Raw genomic sequence first — 21,362 nt, 5'->3', positions numbered from 1 at the left:
AAGACTGGCATTGCCGGCCAATCTCGGCAAAGATGGCTGCTCCGAAAACCGGAACCGGGAGAACACCATGCTGCCTCTGCCCCGTACCGGCGCGCTTGCCGCGCTTATCGTTTCCATCGCCCTCTTGCCATTGTCAGCAGCGCTCGCGGCCTCGCCCGAGCCTGTCAAGGCTGAGCATGGCATGGTCGTCACCGCTCAGCATCTCGCGTCCGATGTCGGCGTCGAGGTGTTGAAGAAGGGCGGCAATGCCGTCGATGCGGCGGTTGCCGTCGGTTATGCGCTGGCCGTTGTCTACCCCACGGCCGGCAATATCGGCGGCGGCGGGTTCATGACCATCCGGCTGAAGGACGGCAAGACCACCTTCCTCGATTTTCGCGAACGCGCGCCGCTGGCGTCCACCAAGACCATGTATCTCGACGACAAGGGCGAGATCGTCAAAGGTGCCAGCACCGCCGGCTATCTGGCAGTCGGCGTTCCGGGCTCGGTCATGGGCTTCGAGACGGCGCGTGAAAAATACGGCACGCTGTCACGGCAAGAGCTGCTGGCGCCCGCCATCCGTTTCGCCAAGGACGGTTTCGTGCTCGACCAGGGCGACGTCGCCTCGCTGCAGAACGGCGCCAAGAAACTGTCTAAGGACAAAGCCGCCGCCGCAATCTACCTCAAGCCGGATGGCAAGACCTTTTCGATCGGCGAAACCCTGGTCCAGCCGGAACTGGCCGCAAGCCTGACCAGCATTTCGCAAAAAGGACCCGACGCCTTCTACAAGGGCGCCATCGCCGACGATATCGTCAAGGCGAGCGCTGCCACCGGCGGCATTCTCGCCAAGGCCGATTTCGAGCAATATTCGGTCCGCGAACTCAAGCCCGTGACCTGCAATTATCGCGGCTACGAGATCGCCTCCTCGCCGCCGCCAAGTTCGGGCGGCGTGATCATCTGCGAAATCCTCAATGTGCTGGAAGGCTACCCGATCTCCTATCTCGGTTATGGGTCGGCTGACACCGTGCATGCGATGGTCGAGGCGATGCGTCATGCCTATGTCGACCGCAACTCGGCGCTCGGCGATCCGGATTTCGTCGAAAATCCGGTCGAAAAGCTCACCGACAAGGCCTATGCCAAGGAAATCCGCGCCAAGATCAATCCGTTCAAAGCGGGAGTTTCAAAGGACCTGATGCCGAAGGGCATGGGCGAAAGCACCGAGACGACGCACTATTCGATCATCGACAACGATGGCAACGCCGTTGCCGTCACCTATACGCTGAACGGCTCGTTCGGCGCCGGCGTCGTGGCGCCCGGAACCGGCATCCTGCTCAACAATGAGATGGACGATTTTACCTCCAAGCCCGGTTCGCCCAATCTCTACGGCCTGGTCCAGGGCGCGGCAAATGCGATTGAACCGAAGAAGACGCCGCTGTCGTCGATGAGCCCGACGGTCATCTCCAAGGACGGCAAGCCGTTCATGGTCATCGGCAGCCCCGGCGGCGCCCGTATCATCACCATCACGCTGGAAGCGATCATCAACGTCATCGACCACGGCATGAGCCTGCAGGAAGCCATCGACGCCCCGCGCATCCATCATCAATGGCTGCCCGACAAGGTCTATATGGAACCGTTTGCTCTCTCGTCCGATACGCTGAAACTGTTGACGGAAATGGGCCATGATGTCGGGATCGATGCCAGCTGGCCGGTCTGGGGCCAGGCTGCCGGTATTCTCGTCGGCGGGGAAAATCTGGCGGAGATCGAAGAGGGCGGCGGCGCCCGCTACAACGGCGCGATGGACAGCCGCGCGACGTCCGGGGCTGCAAGGGGATATTGAGAATACCCTCCCCTTGAGGGGGAGGGTCGGCGCGAAGCGACGGGTGGGGTGACCTGCGGCATATGCTATTGCTTATGGCGTTCGCAGTGATCACCCCCACCCGCAGCTACGCTGCGACCTCCCCCCTCAAGGAGGAGGTAAGCTAAACCTCACCCCAGAAACCGCTTGATCGCCTCGACCTCGTTCGGCCGGATGTCATGACCGCCGGTGTGCCATTCCGTTTCGACGCTCGCCTTTTGTGCGGCAAAATAATCGGCAAGCGCCTGCGTCAACGGAGCCGGGCAGATCGGGTCGCGCTGGCCGGCGGTGATCAGGATCTTTTTTCCCGAAAGCGCCAGATTGTCCTTCGGCTTGAAGGGAATGAGCGGATGCAGCAGGATCGCCTTGTCGAACAGGCTGGTCTCGATCAGCAGGTTGGCGAGAATGTTGGCGCCGTTGGAAAAGCCAAGGCCGATCACTTCAGAGGCCTTGTGTTCCTGCGCCAGCGTGCTGACGAACGCCGCCATCTTATCGGTCGCGCGGGCGAGATCGGCCATGTCGTAGACGCCTTCGCCGGTACGGCGGAAGAAGCGCGCCGCCCCGTGTTCCGACACGTCGCCGCGTGGCGAGACGATCGTCGCATCGGGCAGGACATCGCTGCCGAAGTCGAAGAACTGCCGCTCGTCGCCACCGGTTCCATGGAGGACGAAGAAGATCGGATTTCCGGGTGCACCGGCCTTCAGGCGGTGCACATAGCCATAATCGGTCATAGTATTTCTCCTCAGCCTTCGAGCTTTTGCAACTGCTGCTCCAGAATGGGCCGCAGGTGCTTGTGCTGCTGCGGCAGCTTCAGTGCTTCACCCAGATGTGCCGTATCTTCGTCGCGGTCAAAACCCGGTTCGTTGGTGGCGATCTCGAACAGGACGCCGCCCGGCGTGCGGAAATAGATCGCCCAGAAATAATCGCGGTCGATCACCGGTGTGACATGATACCCGGTGTCCATCAGGGCCTTGCGCACTTCCAGCTGCTTTTCCCGGTTTTCGACCGAGAAGGCGACATGATGCACGGAGCCCGCACCCTGCAGGCCGCGCTGGATGTTCGGCATGGTTTCAAGATCGATCAGGCCTGCTCCATTGCCGCCTGGCACGATCAGCCGGGTGACCCCATCCCTGGCGTCCAGCGTCTCGTAACCCATGAACTTCAGCAGCTCGACTGTAGCCCCTTCGTCGCGAAGACGCATGGCGACCGAGTGGAAGCCGCGGATCGCGTGATCTTCAGACACTCCGTTGGCGGTCCAGGCCAGACGGTTGTCATCGCGGACCTCCACCAAGGCAAAACCGTCGCCATCCGGCCCTGCAAAGTTCAAGCGCTTTTCACCAAAGGTCTGTTCGGCCTTCATCCCCGAAACGCCGCGCTGAGACAGCCGGTCGCTCCAGAAATCGAGCGAGCCCTCGGGAACGGAGAAAACCGTGGTACCGACTTCGCCGGTTCCAGGACGGCCAGGCCCCATGTCGGGAAACGGAAAATAGGTCATCACCGAACCGGGAGTGCCGGTCTCGTCGCCGTAATAGAGATGATAGACATCGGGCGAATCGAAATTGACGGTCTTCTTGACTCGTCGCAGGCCGAGCGTGTCGGTGAAAAACTGGTTATTGGTACGGGCGTCTGCCGCCATCGAGGTGACGTGATGCAGTCCTTTGATCTGAGTGAGCATGATCTGGTCCCTTTCTGCCCGAGATGGGCTTCGTGTCGCCGTTATAGATGTGCCCATTTCTTCAAGAACGGTAGACACGCAGAGCTGCACGCATTGTCTTCATTTGCTGAACAGTCAAAAATTACTGTTCAAGGAAACACTGATCATTGTGCGTGGATTGTCGCGCCGGCCATCAAATCAGGGAAAGCGCGCGGGGCTGCGGATAGATGGTCTGCGGGATTATTGAAGGCGCGGGAAGAAGAAATAATTGCAATCTAAAGAATGATCATGAAATGCGGGAAAAACTAAAAGTTGACAAGCTGGAGAGGACAGCCTATGTCAACGTTCATCGATAGTTGTTTGACTGATATTTGTTTCTGCCCGCGCTCGACGCGTCTCTGACGAACTTCCCCTTCAAAAATCGAGACTAATGTTCTCCGTGCGTCGCACGGTGACGGATACATGTTGCTATTGAAAGGGTTCGTTATGACCACTGGCACAGTTAAATGGTTCAATTCCACTAAGGGCTTCGGCTTCATTCAGCCTGACAACGGCGGCGCGGACGTTTTCGTTCACATCTCCGCTGTTGAGCGTGCCGGCATGCGCGAAATCGTCGAAGGCCAGAAGATCGGCTACGAGATGGAACGCGACAACAAGTCGGGCAAAATGTCCGCTTGCCAGCTCCAGGCTGCCTAAATCGGATTGAGCCTCTCCGGTGACCACGGATGTACTGGCATCGTTGACGAGGCAAAATCCAACGGAAGGTCAGGCAAATCGCCTGGCCTTTTTTCTTGGCTGAACAGCCACTATGCGCACCGTATTCGACAGAACGATCTGGGCGAAGCGCCGGTGCGACAGCACCAGGATTTGATTTTGACCGAAAATTCGACAAAAATCCGCGATCAGGCGGAATCGGCATTCAGCCGTACACAGACCCAGTTCATGGCCCGCACCCGGACGATTTCAGAAATCGATGCGGTCGCCGCCGCGCGTGATGCGAAGACACTGCGGTTGCGCGAATTGCGGCTGGAAAAAGAAGCTGCGGCAACCGCCAAGGCTGCGGCATCAGAGAAGTCAACAAAACGCTGATTTTCTATTGAGGCTTTCCCAGCCGCCATATGGCTGTTATCATTCAGTCTTATTAAGACAGGACAGAAAAGTCCGCCGCATATCTATTTTTTTGCTGCATCCACTCTATCTTGGGGAAGCGCAAAATGCGAAACGAGACTTATGTCGGCTGGCACGGCGACGCATTCTGTCCCGGCTATCACGACCAACCATAAATCCGCAAACAAGGACGACGAAGATTGAGACACGCATCCGATAATGGCTTTGCCGATCGGCGCAAAGCCGCAGCCGAAGCCAAGCAGCAGCTTTTGAAGAAGTATGCATCGGCACCGAAGGCTGACGATCCAGAACTGGCAGCCAAGCTCGCCGAGCGGCAGGCCAATACGGCTGCGCGCGAAGCCCGGCGCGCCGAACGCGACCGCCTGAAGCAGGAAGAAAACGAGCGCCAGCTCGCTGAAGCTGCAGCACTGACGGCAGCTGCTGAACTGGAATCCCGCGCTGAAGCCATCGCCCGCGAAGAAGCCGCCCGGGACCGCATTGCCCGCGTTGTCGCCGACGAGGCCGAACGCAAGGCCGAACGCGATCGCCGCTATGCCGCCCGCAAGGCCCGCCAGCGCTAATTACGAGTGAAGGCCGGACAAGGTCCGGCCTCCTCATTGGCTCCATAGCCGAAAACTCCCGCACCCTTATCAAAACCCGTTATCACATTGTTGTAACGACCCAGTTTGGATGATCTATATCAACCGAACGAGCGGGAGAGTGCGATGTTGAGCGCGGTGAAAAAATTCGGCAATTCGGCTGGCGTCATCATTCCCAAGCCGCTTCTCGTCGAATTCGGCGTCGAAGCCGGCGACAGTGTCGAGCTTAAGGTAGAAGCTGGGAGGATCGTCATCGAGCGTGTGATCAATCCACCTCGCCAGGGCTGGGCCGAGGATGCCAGGAAACTGGCTGCGTCTGGGAACGATATCCCCGAATGGCCTGAATTCGGCAATGAAGACGATGCTGCTCTGACATGGTGACGCGCGGTGAGGTCTGGCTCGCAGCACTCGATCCCCCGATTGGTAGCGAAATTCAAAAAACCGGCCGTGCCTGATCCTCCCACCAGCGGAAATCCACGACCACCTGCGCGCCGTCATCGTAGCGCCAATGACGTCCGGCAGCCACCCAGCAGGCTTTCGGGTCCCCGTCACCTTTCAGGGCGTCAATGGGCTTATCCTCTTGGAACAATCCCGCGCACTCGATAAAAAACGGCTCGTCAAACGTCTGGGTACCGTCCCAGCCTCCGTCCTCAGACAGACGTTGAGGACGCTACGAGAGCTTTACGAGGAATAAGACGCTCATGCGCCCTCGCCGCTCTCTGCCAGTTTTTTCTGCTCCATTGCCGCCTTCACGGTCGCAGCAGCAGCTGCAGCCGCCGATGGGTCGTTGCTTGCGACCTGAACTGTCGGCGAGGCGAAGACGACGCCGTTGGCGGTGAACGCTTCGCGAATCATCATATAGGCCTTCCGGCGGATCGTCGTCTGGTATCCGGGCTTGGTCATCATCGCAAAACTCAGGTTGATACCGTAATCACCAAACTGCTCGACACCCTTCATCTTCAGGGTCTCCAGTATCATCGACCCGTATTCCTCATCCTCAAGCAGCGCCGCTCCGACGCCCTTGACCATCTTACGGACCTTGTTGATGTCCGTGTCGTACCCGACCGAGATCGTGAACTTGTCGATCACCCAGTCACGGCTCATGTTCTGGACCGCACCCAGCGTTCCGAAGGGCACGGTGAAGACGGGGCCACGGTGGTGGCGCAGCCGAACCGAACGGATGCTGAAGGATTCCACGGTTCCCTTGTAGCTGCCGCTCTGGATATATTCCCCGACCCGGAAGGCATCGTCCATCATGTAGAAGACGCCGCTGATCACATCCTTGACGAGGGTCTGAGATCCAAAGCCGATCGCCACGCCAAAGATCCCTGCACCAGCGATCAGCGGAGCGACCTGAACCCCAAGCCCAGAGAGCACCATCAACACCGCGATCACCGCAATAACGACTGCAAGCACGGTCCGCAGCAGCGGCAACAGTGTGAGCAGCCGTCCGTTTCGCGCCGCATGTGCCGTATCGCCCGTAGCGGAAGCCCGCGCTTGTTCCAGCGTGCGGTTGATCACTGCCTTGACGATCTGCCAGAGAATGTCGGCGACAAGCAGAATGACCGCGCCCGCCAGAACACCTTGGATCAGGCGATCGGTCATCGCCTCACCGGTAAACATCGAGGATCGCTTGCTGACGATGACGCCGAGCCAGAGCACGGCGAGCGTTATGATAACCGCCCGGGCGCCGCGTTCCACCAGCACCTCGATGATGGGATTGCCGCTACCGGGCATGTCTGGCTGGCCTGCGAACGCGTTTCTGGCCATCGCGGTGGTCGCTTTCAAAAGCCCCGGCAGAACGAGTGCGTAGATACCCAGCCAGAGAACGACGACCAGACCGGCGACCCACAGCGCCCATAGCAGGCAGAGATAGAATGTCAGCGCCCATTCCATCGCCCCGCGGCCATGCGGCCGTGCGATCGCCGCCGGCCGGTTCCAGACGGTTTCGATGGCGACAAGCAGCAATCCGAGGCCGAGCGCATAAACCACCACGCCCCGCACCGCCGGCATGATGTTCAGCGCCGCCATGACGCCGGCCAGCGCCCAGCCGGCGAACAGGATGCAGGCGAACCGGAAGATGCGTTTGTACCAGAAGGCTCCCGACGCATGATCGGTCAATGCCAGACCGGCCCCGCCTTCAACGCCATTTGCCGTGTCCGGTCCGAGCAGCAGCAACCTGGCGATACGGATGACGAAACGGCAGGCAATAACACCCAAAAGCAACGGCAGCATCATCGCGTCGAGCAGCGGTGGCCATGTCATCGCCATGAACAGGCCAAGGCTGGCGAGACTGAAGGCGACCAGAGGGGCCAGCAAGGCAAAGAGGTGACGGCCGGCCGCGTACAAGGGTTTTTCACGCACGCCGTTTGCTTGAGCCAAACTCGCATGCGCGCGGTTGTGGCGCGCGATACGGTGGAACAGCCATTCAGCACCAAAGCCGATCAGCACCAGCGTCAGAAAAAGCAGGAACACGCCGAAGGGACCGTGGCCGTTGATATCGGATGCGATGGTTTTGCCTGCGCGCATGAACTCGGAGGAAACCAGTGGAATGGCCTCTCCGATGCGGCGCAGATGATCCCGGACCTGGTCCCCCCAGGCGTTGAACGCTGTGGCGGACATGTCCGTATCGGGCTCGACAACCGGTGCGGCCGTCTGCTTGTTGAGCAGGGCGCGGATCTCTGGATCATCCAGCAGCTTGATCAGCTGATCCACCTTGTCCGCCGAAGCCGGCGGGCTTGCAGCCTGTGCAAGGACGGGCTGGATAGACGATGTGGCTGCGCCAAACGCCAAGGCCACAACGAACCAAAACTGCAAAACCAACAGCCGGATGTCACGAGACTTTTTCACGTGCCGAACCCCTCAACTCATTCCACCCCACATGCACTTACGTACATTTGAGAGTGTTAGAGCATTCACCGGGGCCTTTGTCACCTGCATCCGCGCGACGCAAATACAACGCATATGGTTTTACGCCGTACGGCCGATTTCGGGCATGAGCTTCTGCGGAGGCTAACCTTTCGTAACGTAAGCTATGGCTGCAGCCAGCGTCTCACCGGAAAAGGGTTTGACGACCAGTTGCACGTTCGGTCCGGGCGTCACGCCCTCGACATCGCTGTGGCCGGTGGCAAAGATCACCGGCAGCCCGGCGACCAGAGCCTTGGCGCGCTCCGCCAGCATCACTCCCGACATGTCGGGAAGCCCGACATCCGTGACAAGCACATCGATGGGCCGTTCGGACAGAACTCCAAGCGCCGTCTTGGCGTCGGCCGCCTCGAACACGGTGTAGCCCTGGTCTTCCAGCATATCGACCGTACTCGCGCGGATCAGCCAATCGTCCTCGCAGACCAGGATCGTCTGTTTTTCGCCGGGTTGCGGGGTGTACTCGGCCTGCGCCACCGGCGGTTCAGGGGCCGATGGCGCCGCCGGTGCCTTTGCCAGGACATGACGGATACGGCGGGCAAGCGCCTCGCGTGTATAAGGCTTGCTCAACAGTTCGACGCCTTCGTCCAGCCGTCCGGAATGGACAATCGAGTTTTCCGTGTAACCGGAGGTGAACAGGACGCTCAGTTGCGGCAGCCGCTCCCGGGCCTTGCGGGCCAGCTCCGGGCTTTTCAACGTTCCAGGCATGACGACGTCAGTGAACAGAAGGTCGATCGAGACGCCGCTTTCGATAACCGTCAGGGCGCTTTGCGCATCCTTGGCTTTCAAGACCCGATAACCCAGATCGGTAAGGATGGCGACGACGGTTTCACGCACCGCTTCGTCGTCTTCTGCCACGAGGATCGTTTCGCTGCCCCCTGTAATGGGGCCGGCTTCGCGCTCGACAATCAGGTCTTCCGATTGCGTCGAGCGCGGTAGGTAGATCTTGATCGTCGTGCCATGGCCAAGTTCGCTGTAGATCTTGATATGGCCGCCGGATTGCTTGACGAAACCATAGACCATAGACAGGCCGAGCCCGGTGCCCCGGCCCTCGGGTTTGGTGGTGAAGAACGGCTCGAAGACCTTTTCGAGCGTTTCTGGCGACATCCCGGTGCCCATATCGGTAACCGCGAGCAGCACGTATTGCCCAGGCGGAACATCGTCGTAGGCCTCGGTATATTTGGCATCGAGATAGGCGTTACCCGCCTCGATCGTCAGTTTGCCGCTACCATTCATCGCATCGCGCGCGTTGATGGCGAGATTGAGGATGGCGTTTTCGACATTGCCCGGATCGATATGGGTGTTCCATAGGCCACCAGCGATGATCGTTTCGACCTCGATCGCTTCGCCAAGCGATCGGCGCAGAATATCATCGAGATTGCGCACCAGACGGCCGATATTGACAACCTTCGGGGCAAGCGGCTGGCGGCGGCCGAATGCCAGCAATTGCGAGGCGAGTTTCGACCCGCGGGCGACGCCGGCCATGGCATTCTGGATGCGCTGTTCGGCCCGCTCGTTGCCCGGCACTTCGCTGACCAGCAGCTGCAGATTGCCGCTGATCACCTGCAGGAGATTGTTGAAGTCGTGTGCGACGCCGCCGGTCAGATTGCCGATCGACTCCATCTTCTGGCTCTGGCGCAAGGCATCCTGCGTCTGAATCAGCTCTGATGTCCGGGCTTCGACCCGCTGTTCGAGCGTCGCAGCCAGTTCCGCCAGCGCGGCTTCGGCAACCTTCTGCTCCTGGATATCGGTATTTGTGCCGATCCATTTTTCGATCCTGCCGGAGCGGTCCCGCAGCGCCACGGCACGGGCGATATGCCAGCGATAGGCACCGTCATGGCGGCGCAGCCGGAATTCGGCTTCGTACTGCTGACCAATATGACGTGCCGCCGCCCAGGCTTCGGCGGCGTTCTTGATATCGTCCGGATGAACGATGGCTCCCCACCCATCCCCATCCAGCGTGCCGGCGGGCGCGCCACTGTAGCGGTAAACGCGGTCGTTGAACCAGTCCAGCTGGCCATTCGGCTCGGCGGTCCAGACGTGGTTGGGCATCGACTGGGCCAGATTGCGGAACCGCGCTTCGCTCTCGGCAACCACCCTTTCGGCAAGCTTGCGGCTGGAAATATCGACGAAGAGAGCCGCAAATCTGTCCGGCCCCGCCTTGCGTGCCCGAACCTCGAACCAGCGGCCGTCCAGGGCTGCCACCTGAACTTCGAAAACCTTGGCTATGCCGGTATTGACGACCTCGGCATAGGCTTCGAATATGTCATCCGCAATCGCCGGAATGACGTCGCGGACGCTACGCCCCAGGGCACTGTCGACCGGCACCCCGGAATGCCTTTCGAAGGCCGGATTGACCTCGACAAACCGGAAATCGTGGATCAGACCCTGGCGGTCGCGCATCACTTCGCCGACAAAGAAGCCTTCCTGCATCTGCTCGAACAATCCGCGCCAGCGCGCCTCGCTTTCACGCACGGCAGCCTCAGCGCACTTGCGGTCGGTGATATCGAAGGCGATGCCGATGAACCGCCTCTGCCCACTTTCCGGGCTGGACACGACCTCGCCACGCCGGGCGATCCAGCGGACCTCGCCGGTTTTCGGATCGACCCGGCGATACTCGACATAGTCGAGCGGATTGCTCTGGCTCAGTTTTGCCGGGCCGCTATTGGCGCGGTCGTCTGGATGCAGAAGGCCGACCAGGAGCTTGTCGGTCACCACGACGTCGGGGGCAAGTCCCCAGATCCGGCGATACTCGTCCGAGACATCCAGCATGCCGGTGTGCGGATACCATTCGAACGTGCCGATACCGCCCGCCTCCTGGGCAATGCGCAGCCGCTGTTCCGTGCGGACGCGTTGGGTCGTATCCTTGATGATCGCCAGCACGCCAGCCGGCGCGCCGTTTTCGTCCGGCACCGGGCTGTAGTCGAGATTGAGCCAGACGTCCTCCGGCGAACCATTCCGCTCGATGACCAGATGCTGGTCCCGATAGGCGAGCGTCCCGCCGCCGCGCACGACCTTGAGCACATTGGCGTTGAATTCCGCCACTTCGGGCCAATATTCCCGCACGTTCGAACCCAGCGAAACCGGATGGCGCTGGCCGGCAAAGGCGGCGTAGCCCTCATTATAGATCATCACGCCATCCTCGCCCCACAGCAGGATCATCGGCACCTTGGCGCGCAGGATGATGGCAACAATGGATTTCAGATTTTCCGGCCAGCTCGACAGCGGCCCGATCGACGTCTTTGCCCAGTCGAACTGGCGGATCAGCTGTGCGAGTTCGCCACCCTCGGCGAGGAACGGGTATCGCGTGTCGGATGCAGGCGCTTGCATGAAAACCTGAAATGAAAAGAGGAGCCCCGAGCCGCGAAATCAATCGTCAGCAGGGGCTAGATAGCGCGGTTTATCCGCACATCAATCGGGCACCGGCAGATTTTCGCCATTTTTCAGAGAGGCCTCAAACATTCTTTCCTTTCGTATGGCGCGGCAACCATCATCCGGCAGGAGGATCGCGCTGTCATGGCTCAAAAGGCATCAATTCTGCCTTTCGACGCCTTAGATGGAACAAAATGATGCGTTGCACAATTATCATGAGCAAATTTGCGAAAGAGGTTTTTTAATGGATACCAAGGTGAGCCAGTACAGGACGGAACCGGGCCGATGGCAGCAGCTTGGCGCCATGCCGGACAAGGACGGCGTGAATTTCGCGCTGTTTTCGGCGCATGCGGAGCGCGTCGAACTCTGCCTGTTCGATGACAGCGGGTCGATCGAGACGGCGCGGATCGAGTTGCCGGAATACACAAACGAAGTCTGGCACGGCTACGTCCCCGGCCTGAAGCCCGGCACGCTGTACGGTTACCGCGTCCACGGCCCCTATGATCCGGCAAACGGCCATCGCTTCAATGCCAACAAGCTGCTGATCGACCCCTATGCCCGCGAATTGGTCGGCGATATCGCCTGGTCGAAGGCGCATTTCGGCTATGATGTCGAAGCGGAGGACAAGGACCTGTCCTTCAGTGACACCGACAGCGCCGCTGGCATGCCGAAATGCCGGATCATCGATCCGAAATCCTACGACTGGAAGGCCGATCGCCGCCCCGACATTCCCTGGTCGAAGACGATTTTCTACGAAACCCATGTGAAGGGCTTCACCCAGCTGCACCCGGCCGTTCCCGAAAACCTGCGCGGCACGTTCGAGGGGCTTGGTCACAAGGCGATCGTCGACTATCTGAAGAGCATCGGCATTAGCTCGGTCGAACTGCTGCCGATCCACTTCTTCCCGGATGATAGCCATCTGACGGAGAAGGGGCTGCGCAATTTCTGGGGCTATAACAGCCTCGGTTTTTTTGCGCCGGCGAACCGCTACTACGGCCCGCGTGGCATGGACGGCTTCCGCGATATGGTGCGGGCGCTGCACGACGGCGGTATCGAGGTCATCCTCGACGTGGTCTATAACCACACTGCAGAAGGCAACGAGCTCGGGCCGACCCTGTCGCTCAAGGGCATCGACAATTACTCCTACTACCGGACGCTGCCCGACGATCACCGCTATTACATCAACGACACCGGAACCGGCAATACGGTCAACACATCGCATCCGCGCGTGGTGCAGATGGTGACGGACTCGCTGCGGTACTGGGTTGAAGACATGCATATCGACGGCTTCCGCTTCGATCTTGGCACCATCCTTGGCCGGGAGCCGGACGGTTTCGACCAGCGCGGCGGCTTCTTCGACGCAGTGTCGCAGGATCCGGTGCTCTCCAAGGTCAAGCTGGTCGGCGAGCCGTGGGACATCGGTCCCGGTGGTTATCAGGTCGGCGGCTTTCCTCCGGGCTGGGCCGAATGGAACGACAAGTACCGGGACACGGTGCGTGACTACTGGAAGGATACCGACGGCACGGCGCCCGATTTCGCCGCGCGCCTGCTCGGCTCCGGCGATATCTACGACCAGCGCGGTCGGCGTCCCTGGGCGAGCGTCAATTTCATCTCGGCCCATGACGGCTTCACCCTCAATGACCTGGTTTCCTACAACGAGAAGCACAATGAGGCGAACGGCGAAGACAACAAGGACGGACACAGCCACAATCGCAGCGACAATTACGGTGCGGAGGGGCCGACCGGCGATGCCGCGATCAACGCCATGCGCGACCAGCAGAAGCGCAATCTGCTGGCCACGCTGCTGTTATCCCACGGTACGCCGATGCTGCTTGCCGGCGATGAATTCGGCCGTAGCCAGATGGGCAACAACAATGGCTATTGCCAGGACAACGAGATCAGTTGGGTGCACTGGGACAATCTGCCGGACAGCGCTGAAGAATTGCGCAATTTCGTCCGGAAACTGACGGCGCTGCGTGCCGCCCAACCCCTGCTTCGCCGGGAAAGCTGGCGTGACGGCATGACCGTGACCTGGCTCAATCCCGGCGGCGGCGAGCAGACGCAAGAGCAGTGGCAGGACCAGGGCGGCACGACGCTCGGTGTGCTTCTTTCCCGTGCAGACCTCAAGCATGTCGAAGGCGTCTGGTCCGAGACCTTGATCCTCTTCAATCCGCATGATGGGCCTGTGCCCTTCACGCTGCCGGGGTCACCATCCGGGACGTGGGCTTTCGCCCTCTCGACAGCGGACGTTTCGGAAACTGGGACCGCGAAAAACGCGCAAACCGTCTTGGAGCTTCCAGCTCGCAGCCTGACACTGCTTCATCCCGTGTGACACGGCATAACGGCTAACCAGCGCCACCAATGGGGCGCTTTATTCCGCAGCCTTTGCCCTCTGGGATGGCCGCGCCCTGCGCCCTGGAATGAGCTGGGTGTAGAGCGCCGCATACTGTTCGGCGCTCCGCTCCCAGGAGAAGTTGGCCTTCATGCCCTGGTTCTGCAGACGGGCCCATTTTTTCGGCTCGCGATAGGCGGCAAAAGCGCGATGGATGGAGAGCCGCAGGTTCTCGGCCGTTGGCGGATGAAACTGGAAGCCGGTAGCCACGCGGGCGGAAATTGCCGCGTCGTTGGCATCGATGATCGTTTCCGAGAGACCGCCCGTGCGCGACACAACCGGAACGGCACCATACCGCAAGGCATAAAGCTGGGTGAGACCACAGGGCTCGAAGCGCGACGGCTGGATGATGACATCGCAGCCGCCATGGATGAGATGGGCGGTGGCCTCGTCATAGCCGATGCGCACGCCGATGCGATCGGGGTGGCGGCCGGCGATAGCCAGAAGTGCCGTCTCGATATGCTCCTCGCCCTTGCCGAGCACGATCAGCCGGCCGCCGAGGGCGGCAACTTCCTCCGCCACCTCGGCCAGCATATCGCCGCCCTTTTGCCAGGTCAGCCGCGTCACGGCGGCAAAGACCGGCCCGGGGCCGTCGTCGAGCCGAAAGGTCTCCAGCAGTTTGGCACGGTTCTGACCGCGCAGCCTGATCCGCTTGTGATCGTAGTTGACCGGCAGGTAGGCGTCCGTGGCCGGGTTCCAGATCTCCATGTCGATGCCGTTGACGATTCCCGTCAATGTCCGTGGACGGGAACTCAGCGCACCGGCCATGCCCATGCCGAGCTCCGGCCCGATGACTTCGCGCGCGTAGGTGGGGCTGACGGTCGTGATAGCGCTGGCAGTGCGGATACCGCCCTTCAGATAGCTGACATCGCCGTAATATTCGAGGCAATCGAGCGACACGGCTTCCGGCGGCAGACCGATCTGGCTGACGACGGAGGTTGGAAACTGCCCCTGGAATGCCAGGTTGTGGATGGTCAGGACGCTCGGAACCTTCTTGGCATTGCTCGAATACTGCATGTAGACGGAGGTCAATGCAGTCTGCCAGTCGTGGGTGTGCACGACATCTGGAGACCAGTCCGCAAGCAATCCGCCTGCGATGGCCGATGCCACATAGGACAAGACTGCAAAGCGTTTCCAATTGTCCGGATGATCGCGGCCAGTCTCGTCGAGATAGGGACCGCCGGGACGATTGTAGAGGGCCGGCGCATCGAGGATCAGCAGATCAAGTTTCTCGTACCGGGCTTCCAGAAGCGAGGCCGGGGCACCGAACAGGTCGGGGAAGAAATAGACCTGCCTGGCATCGGGAAGTTTTGCAAACAGCTGCGGGTAACCAGGAACCAGCGTGCGCGTATAGCAATTGTAGCCCTCAAGGGCCTTTGGCAGCGAGCCTGTCACATCCGCAAGCCCGCCGGTCTTGATCAATGGGAAAATTTCCGACGTCACCGAAAGTATCTTCACGCAGGTCACGTTCCTTTTACCACCGGTTGGCACTGCAACGCACATTCACGAGCACGTCGGCGAACCCCATGATGTTGTAAAGTGACGCCGCTGTCCGCAGAAAAGCGCAGCGCGGTGCAAAAAATTTTGCATCGCAAAATCAACCGGCGGGAACGGCTGAACTTTCCATTGCCTCTCGCGCGCCGGAACGGTGGTGCCGCGAGACCCTGACGCCGAGACGTGGAGTGCCGATCCCGCGGCACCCCACGGACTGTCGAAACTCAGGCAGTCTTGCCGCGTTTACGCGCGATGGGTTCGATTGGGGTTTCGTTCTTTACGACGGAAAGTTTGGAGGTCTTGACCGGCGCTTGGATGTCTTGCGCCGCCGAATCGGCCTCCTCGGTCAATTCCCTCAATGCCTGCAACCAATGCACGTCATGACTGCCCTCAGGGCGGCCATCGGCTTCCCACAGAGCGTAAGCCCGCAGTTTGATGTCGTCTTCACTGATATCCGTCATCTGCTTCTTTCCTTGCAACGTGGCCAGATAGAAAACTGCGACGAGAGCGCTTGGTTCCGCCCGGTAAGCCCTTGGCGGATTCTATCGTGTGCATCCCGGCGATGGCTGAACCGGACGGTTTTGCAACGCAATTACACGCTCCCAAGATTGCGAAATGGACGCGGTTAAAAACGATTCGCATTCTGATGCTACGCTTAATCGGCGTACGGGCGATGGTTATCACCACCCATAAAGGCGTTTTGCACCATCTTCTGTGGAACCAAAAGCGACCATCGCCGTTAAGTCGAGCGTATCGGCTTTGGGGGCCGGCGATATAGGAGTGTGTCATGAGAAAATTGGTGTTTGCCCTGGTGCTGCTCGCCTCGCCGGCTGCAGCTCAGTCGATGAAGGTTGAAGATCTCTGTGTGAAGGTGGCAAAGAACCTGCTGATGACCGACACCCTGCATACGGGCGTTGTCCAGTCCTTCCCGGAACTGAAACCACCGGGCGCGCGCATGACCTATTCGACTCGCGACGGCGTCGAAAAGAAGGACATGGTCGATACGATCGAATGCCAGTCTGACAACGCCAAGGCACCGTTCGGACTGAAGCGGTTTTGTCTCGCCAGCACCTGCTATTCCGCTGAAGAGAAGAATGAGGAAAACAAACGCCGCTTCGACGAGGTACGCATCTTGCTGGAGCGCGAAGGCCTTTAACGGCTGGACAAGGTCAGCGGCCGGTCTTCGTCGCCATCCAGATCACATGCCGGGCACCGCGGCCCTTGATGCTGGCGCGCACTGACAGTTCTTCGACAGCAAAGCCGGCTTGTTTCAGCCTGCGGGTAAAGGCTGCATCCGGGGCTGATGACCAGACGGATAGAACGCCGTTTGGCTTGAGTGCCGTGCGCGCTGCGCGCAGACCGCCGACGCTGTACAGATCATCGTTTGCACTGCGGGTCAGCCCCTCCGGACCGTTGTCGACATCAAGCAGGATTGCGTCGTATTCGCCGGCCGCAGATTGGATAAGACGACCGACATCGCCTTCGCGGATCGATACCCGTGCGTCATCAAGACAACCGGCAAACACCTCCGCCATCGGTCCGCGTGCCCAGGCAACAACGGCAGGCACAAGCTCTCCGACCGTTATTCGGGCGTCCAAGGGGAGTTCAGCCAGTGCCGCTCTCAGCGTAAACCCCATTCCAAGCCCGCCGATCAGCATATGCGGACGTGGATGACTGCGGACCCGCTCATACGACAGGCGGGCCAGTGCCTCTTCCGAACCGCTCAACCGGTTGTTCATCAGTTCGATCGTACCGAGCATGATGGAAAATTCGCTGCCGCGTTGCTTCAGCCGCAGCTCGCCGCCGCCATCGGGCATCATCGCGGTATCAATCAGGGTCCAGGGTATCACGGGCGCTTCCAATCCTTGAGGCCGCCCGCGATAGCACAAATGGGCCTCGAAAACAGCCGAGAGCGCTTCATCTTTAAACGGAAGCATTCTGCCGGAAGGAATTTCGGCCAGGACCAAGGCGGTTGGCGAAGAGCGCAGCAGAAGCTGCGGTCGAGACGGCCGCCGCCGGTAATGGCCGAAATTCATCCGGCCCTACGGGTTGGCAGAAAACGGCCGTCCACTGTGTCGGATGGCTTGACCGATGGATCGGCATCGCTCGGCGCCATCCTTCGTGTGGAGCGGCCGTTTTGAGCCAACAGAACCGCTTCCGTTTAAAGATGAAGCGCTCTAAAGCGTCGCCAATGCCCGGTTCGACATGGCACCGCCATAGGCCTTGCGGATGGCCGCCTTTGTCTCCAGCGCTTCAATGATGTCTTCGGAAAAATCGACCTTATGCATGGCGGCGATCTCCGGAAGCCCGCCCGGCGTGAACACGTTGATCTCGAGGATCTTGTCGCCGACGATGTCGAGGCCGACGAGGAACATGCCGTCTTCGATCAGCTTCGGGCGAACCATCTCGGCAACGGCGAGGATCTCGTCGGTGATCTTGACGGCCTCGGCCGTTCCGGCTGCGTGCATGTTGGAACGGACCTCGCCCTTGGCCGGAACCCGGCGGAAGGCTGCATAGGCACCATCGCGTTCGAGCGGCTTGCCGTTCATCATGAAGAACCGGATATCGCCCGCCTTGGCTTCAGGCAGATAGCCTTGAGCGATGAGGTAACCCTCGCCGCTGACGGCTTCGAAGATCTGGTTGAGATTGGCATCGTCGGGTGTGGCGATCTTGAAGACGTTCTTGCCACCGGACCCTTGAAGCGGCTTCAGGATAACGCCTTTGCGATGATTGGCGATAAAGGCGCGGATTTCTTCGATGCTCTTGGAGATCAGCGTTTCCGGGCGCACCGCCTCGGGGAAACCCTGAAAATAGAGCTTGTTCTGAGCCAGCGCCAGACCGGCGGGGTCGTTGACGACGATCGATCCCCTTTCGCTCGCCAGCCGCCCGAACATCGCGCCGATATGGGCAGCCCACGGCCGGTCGTCGGAATCGAGCGACGGATCGTTGCGCAGGAAGATGACATCGACCTCGCGCACATCGATCGTCTGGACCTTGGCGTCCTTGCCCTGGAAATGATCGTGGAAAGCCTGGGCGTTCTTGTATTTTCCGGCGGCGACCGTCGTCGCCCGCACCATCAGGCTATCATCCGGGCGCAGGACAAAATCGCCCGGCGCGATATAGCAGACGTCATGGCCACGGGCGAGTGCCGCCATTGCCAATGCGGTGGTGCTGAAAAAAGGTTCCTCACTCTCGATCGAGTTGACGAAGAATGCGACGCGCATGGTGGCTCCTAACTGATGATCATATCCAGGGGGTTCAGTCCTGCCCGCGCCTTGTCGAGGCGGACCTGTGCTTGCGGATGGGTGAGAAAAGCCGGGCGGATGACGGGCGCCTTGAGCAGGCCACGCAGGCTCAACTCCTGCATCACCCGGAAATGCGAAGCGGAAATCTTGCCCATCCAGAACGGGTCCAGCGCACCGCCCGACTTCAGGTGGCTGAGCAATTCCAGCAGGCCGCGCAGATAGATCGCGTCCTTGGCAAGCCCGCCGCCCCGATAGAGCCGCATGGCCAGGTGGAAGGCGGCAACCGGACCGAACCCATGTTCATCGACGAGCATGGCGTAGGTGCTGGTGAACGGACGTCCCTCCAGCATCGCCGAACAGGCTACCACACGGGCGGCGATCAGCCGTAGCCGCCCGACGGTCATGCCGCCGGCCATGTATTCGGAAAACACGGCAAGGCCTTCCTGCATGCCCTCGTACCCGGCAAGGCCAGAGCGGAAGAGCCGCAGCCCCTGCGCCGAACCGTTGAAATAGGTCAGGAGATGGACCCCGATCTCGTGACTCAACAGCGCATGAACGCGGGCCTTTGGCATCAGGGTGTGGCGGGAAATCAGCAGGCGTTCGCCCGAAACCAGCATGCCGGACGGCAGGTCGTCCCGCAATTCGACCTCGGCCGAAAAACCCGGATACTGGCGGTGATACTCTGCGATCATCGCACGGGCCGCAGCTTCGACCTCATGACAATCGGCGGTGTGGGGATCGCTCTCGATATCATCGCCATCGCCACCGAGCACTGCCGTTTTCGCCAGTATCTCGGTCGCCGCCCGATAGAGCGACGGCTCCACCGGACCATAGAGGGCACGGCCATATTCGACGAAGCGTCGGGTTTCGCGCGCTGAGATCAGCGACAGTTGCAGATCCAGTTCCTGCTGCTTCTCCCGGTAGAGATGGTAGAGAACCGGATCCTCGAAGCGGTCGAAAGCGACGGAAAACAGTTTCCGTTTTTCGGCCTCCACCTGCACCGACAATGGCCTGTAAAGAAATTGCGGTTCCTTCTTGAACTTGCCCGCCTTGAACCCCTGCCAGGCAGCATCGGTATTGATCGGCGTGACCGCCAGCAGGAAATCGAAGCTTGAAGCAACGTCATCGATGCTGCGGTCGGCGCGGCTGACGGCATCGACGAAAGCCTTGCGGCCGAGCGCCCGGTGCGTCGTCAGCTTCAGGCTTTGCGTCGCGCCGACAAAGGCCGCGAACGCCTTCAGGCCGGCGTCGAAGATGTTGGCGACCAGCCGCTCGCGCAAGTCGGGATAGATGTTGCCCGATTCAGGCTGCCGGTAGATCGGCGCGAACCGGAAGGCGACAAGCGGGAAGCCGGTTTGCCCGGCGAGGGTCGCGGCCTGGGAATCCGCCTTGAGGTCAACCCGATCGACGTGCGGGGTCCGGAACTTGACCTGTCGCAGGTCGGCGCCCTCTGCCAACGCCGTCGCCGCTTTTTGAGCGCCCATGTCATCTGTCGAGGCAATCCGGATCTCGAAGGGTGGCAGATAAGGCGCGTCATCGGTGATCAGCGTGTCATGATCGAGTTCGTCGATGTCCAAGAGCAGGAAGGCGCCAAAACGCTCGCTCAGAACCGCTCCTACCGCCTCTATGATCGGCAGGGCGTCCTCGATGTCGTCGACCACCAGATAGGACGCGTTGGCAGCGGCAATATCTCTTGCCGCAAGATCGTCCCTGCCCTTGCCGATATGGACGGACAGGAAGGGCAAGGGCCGGTCGATATGAAGGCGGCCGCCATTGCCGAAATCCTTGCGCACCGATTTGCCGATGCGGATGCTGTCCAGGATTTCCCCCAGCCATTTTGGGTAACCGGCACCGGCATCGCCATATTTATGGCCCGGGTTGGTCATGACCGCACCTTCAGGGTCTCATGCAGAACGGGAAGCGACAGGCGGATCATGTCCCGCATCGCCTTCAGCGTCTCCATATCCGGCTCGCCGGTCCACTCGTCCATGAAGAATTTCTTGAACTCGATGGCGATGGCGCAGCCGGTGTCCGGAAACCGTTCGTGGACGAACCGCGTCTGCTCGCCTTTACCCTGAAAGGCGACGTTTTCACGAACATCCATGCGCCGGCCACGAAATTCAAAGCTGCGTAACTGTTCGATCAACGGATCGAGGACCGGTGCCCAGCGCTGGCGATCCATCGACGACGTGCCGATGTTGATCTGCGGCGCTTTTTCAAACGGCGTTTCGGGGCCATCGGCGCCGTCGCGGCGGTGATTGTAGCTGTGAATGTCGAGAAGGACGAAGGCCCCATACTGTTGCTCGATGCCGCGCAGATAGGTTTCCAGCATGGCATAATAGGCGTCGTGCACGCCAAGCGAAGCCGCGATTGCATCATCCGGCAGCGGCTGCGCCCAGACCTGCAATCCCCAGGCCTGTTCCGGCGACAGATAGATGGCGCCTTCACGGGCACGGTTGATATCGATCTCGAAGCGGGAGCGGTGGACGATGATGCGGTTGGGCAGATCGCGGATGAAGAATTCGGTGAACGGATCCTCTTCCCGCAGCCGCTGATCGGCGCTGAGACCAAGGTAATCCTGCAGTCCGCTACGGATATGATGGCCGTTGTGAATGGCCGTGCCGATAATGGGTGAGGCGCCACGGTGGGCGGACCACCAGGCCGTGGGGTCCGGATCGACAATATAGTCTTGGAAAGGGGGCATGCCGTCCTTCTCGTTGACGCGCAGCAAGAGGGCAACGCTTTT

The 21,362-nt window shown here is 60.3% G+C and carries 18 protein-coding genes; 8 read left to right on the top strand and 10 right to left on the bottom strand.

Annotated elements, in window-relative coordinates:
• Positions 1 to 67: 67 nt before the first annotated feature.
• Positions 68 to 1,813, top strand: a complete 1,746-nt coding sequence (gene ggt / locus ACP7BS_RS20090) for a gamma-glutamyltransferase (protein ID WP_426239524.1) — start codon at positions 68 to 70, stop codon at positions 1,811 to 1,813.
• Positions 1,814 to 1,962: 149 nt separating this feature from the next.
• Here the strand turns inward: ggt and ACP7BS_RS20085 are convergent, their stop codons facing one another.
• On the bottom strand, positions 1,963 to 2,562 hold the full coding sequence (locus tag ACP7BS_RS20085; protein ID WP_426239523.1) for an alpha/beta hydrolase: 600 nt from the start codon (positions 2,560 to 2,562) through the stop codon (positions 1,963 to 1,965).
• 11 nt (positions 2,563 to 2,573) lie between these two features.
• Positions 2,574 to 3,506 (bottom strand): VOC family protein, encoded by a 933-nt coding sequence (locus ACP7BS_RS20080; protein WP_426239522.1) that lies wholly within the window; start codon positions 3,504 to 3,506, stop codon positions 2,574 to 2,576.
• A gap of 465 nt (positions 3,507 to 3,971) precedes the next feature.
• Here ACP7BS_RS20080 and ACP7BS_RS20075 point away from each other — a divergent pair, with 465 nt between their 5' ends.
• The 5 genes from ACP7BS_RS20075 (at position 3,972) to ACP7BS_RS20055 (ending at position 5,885) form a co-directional block, all read left to right on the top strand.
• Positions 3,972 to 4,181, top strand: coding sequence for a cold-shock protein (locus ACP7BS_RS20075; RefSeq protein ID WP_113242549.1), 210 nt, complete (start codon positions 3,972 to 3,974; stop codon positions 4,179 to 4,181).
• Between the two features lie 6 nt (positions 4,182 to 4,187).
• On the top strand, positions 4,188 to 4,574 hold the full coding sequence (locus ACP7BS_RS20070; RefSeq protein WP_426239521.1) for a hypothetical protein: 387 nt from the start codon (positions 4,188 to 4,190) through the stop codon (positions 4,572 to 4,574).
• 218 nt (positions 4,575 to 4,792) lie between these two features.
• Entirely contained in the window at positions 4,793 to 5,173 is a 381-nt protein-coding gene (locus ACP7BS_RS20065; RefSeq protein WP_426232453.1) for a DUF6481 family protein, read from the top strand.
• 144 nt (positions 5,174 to 5,317) lie between these two features.
• Positions 5,318 to 5,572 carry an AbrB/MazE/SpoVT family DNA-binding domain-containing protein gene (locus ACP7BS_RS20060; protein ID WP_426232452.1) on the top strand — a complete coding sequence of 85 codons (255 nt, stop codon included), beginning with the start codon at positions 5,318 to 5,320 and terminating at the stop codon, positions 5,570 to 5,572.
• A gap of 70 nt (positions 5,573 to 5,642) precedes the next feature.
• The gene (locus tag ACP7BS_RS20055; protein WP_426239565.1) at positions 5,643 to 5,885 is read left to right on the top strand and encodes a type II toxin-antitoxin system PemK/MazF family toxin; all 243 of its coding nucleotides are present in this window, start codon (positions 5,643 to 5,645) and stop codon (positions 5,883 to 5,885) included.
• A 5-nt stretch (positions 5,886 to 5,890) separates the two neighbouring features.
• Here ACP7BS_RS20055 and ACP7BS_RS20050 read toward each other — a convergent pair whose 3' ends face one another.
• Positions 5,891 to 8,041 carry a mechanosensitive ion channel family protein gene (locus ACP7BS_RS20050; RefSeq protein WP_426239519.1) on the bottom strand — a complete coding sequence of 717 codons (2,151 nt, stop codon included), beginning with the start codon at positions 8,039 to 8,041 and terminating at the stop codon, positions 5,891 to 5,893.
• Between the two features lie 162 nt (positions 8,042 to 8,203).
• The gene (locus tag ACP7BS_RS20045; protein ID WP_426239518.1) at positions 8,204 to 11,443 is read right to left on the bottom strand and encodes a PAS domain S-box protein; all 3,240 of its coding nucleotides are present in this window, start codon (positions 11,441 to 11,443) and stop codon (positions 8,204 to 8,206) included.
• 286 nt (positions 11,444 to 11,729) lie between these two features.
• Between ACP7BS_RS20045 and glgX the strand changes: the two genes are divergently transcribed.
• The gene (gene glgX / locus ACP7BS_RS20040) at positions 11,730 to 13,817 is read left to right on the top strand and encodes a glycogen debranching protein GlgX (RefSeq protein WP_426239517.1); all 2,088 of its coding nucleotides are present in this window, start codon (positions 11,730 to 11,732) and stop codon (positions 13,815 to 13,817) included.
• 39 nt (positions 13,818 to 13,856) lie between these two features.
• On the opposite strand, the gene glgA is transcribed toward glgX, so the two are convergent.
• A complete protein-coding gene (gene glgA, locus ACP7BS_RS20035; RefSeq protein WP_426239516.1) occupies positions 13,857 to 15,335 on the bottom strand; it encodes a glycogen synthase GlgA in 1,479 nt (492 codons plus the stop codon).
• A 260-nt stretch (positions 15,336 to 15,595) separates the two neighbouring features.
• Positions 15,596 to 15,832, bottom strand: a complete 237-nt coding sequence (locus ACP7BS_RS20030; protein WP_426239515.1) for a DUF2934 domain-containing protein — start codon at positions 15,830 to 15,832, stop codon at positions 15,596 to 15,598.
• A 326-nt stretch (positions 15,833 to 16,158) separates the two neighbouring features.
• Between ACP7BS_RS20030 and ACP7BS_RS20025 the strand changes: the two genes are divergently transcribed.
• On the top strand, positions 16,159 to 16,527 hold the full coding sequence (locus ACP7BS_RS20025) for a hypothetical protein (protein ID WP_426239514.1): 369 nt from the start codon (positions 16,159 to 16,161) through the stop codon (positions 16,525 to 16,527).
• A 13-nt stretch (positions 16,528 to 16,540) separates the two neighbouring features.
• Here the strand turns inward: ACP7BS_RS20025 and ACP7BS_RS20020 are convergent, their stop codons facing one another.
• The 4 genes from ACP7BS_RS20020 to ACP7BS_RS20005 all read right to left on the bottom strand — a co-directional run bounded on the left by ACP7BS_RS20020 (position 16,541) and on the right by ACP7BS_RS20005 (position 21,320).
• Positions 16,541 to 17,221 (bottom strand): spermidine synthase, encoded by a 681-nt coding sequence (locus tag ACP7BS_RS20020; protein WP_426239513.1) that lies wholly within the window; start codon positions 17,219 to 17,221, stop codon positions 16,541 to 16,543.
• Positions 17,222 to 17,548: 327 nt separating this feature from the next.
• Positions 17,549 to 18,595, bottom strand: coding sequence for a glutathione synthetase (locus tag ACP7BS_RS20015; RefSeq protein ID WP_426239512.1), 1,047 nt, complete (start codon positions 18,593 to 18,595; stop codon positions 17,549 to 17,551).
• 8 nt (positions 18,596 to 18,603) lie between these two features.
• Complete coding sequence (locus ACP7BS_RS20010; RefSeq protein ID WP_426232441.1) at positions 18,604 to 20,502, bottom strand: flavohemoglobin expression-modulating QEGLA motif protein; 1,899 nt, start codon at positions 20,500 to 20,502, stop codon at positions 18,604 to 18,606.
• Entirely contained in the window at positions 20,499 to 21,320 is an 822-nt protein-coding gene (locus ACP7BS_RS20005) for an N-formylglutamate amidohydrolase (protein WP_426239511.1), read from the bottom strand. The genes ACP7BS_RS20010 and ACP7BS_RS20005 overlap by 4 nt, the downstream gene beginning before the upstream one ends.
• Positions 21,321 to 21,362 lie beyond the last annotated feature (42 nt).

The sequence above is a fragment of the Pararhizobium sp. DWP1-1-3 genome, from assembly GCF_049896125.1.
GTDB lineage: Bacteria > Pseudomonadota > Alphaproteobacteria > Rhizobiales > Rhizobiaceae > Pararhizobium.
Note: the sequence above shows the minus strand (reverse complement) of the source record. Positions and strands in the feature narration are given on the sequence as shown.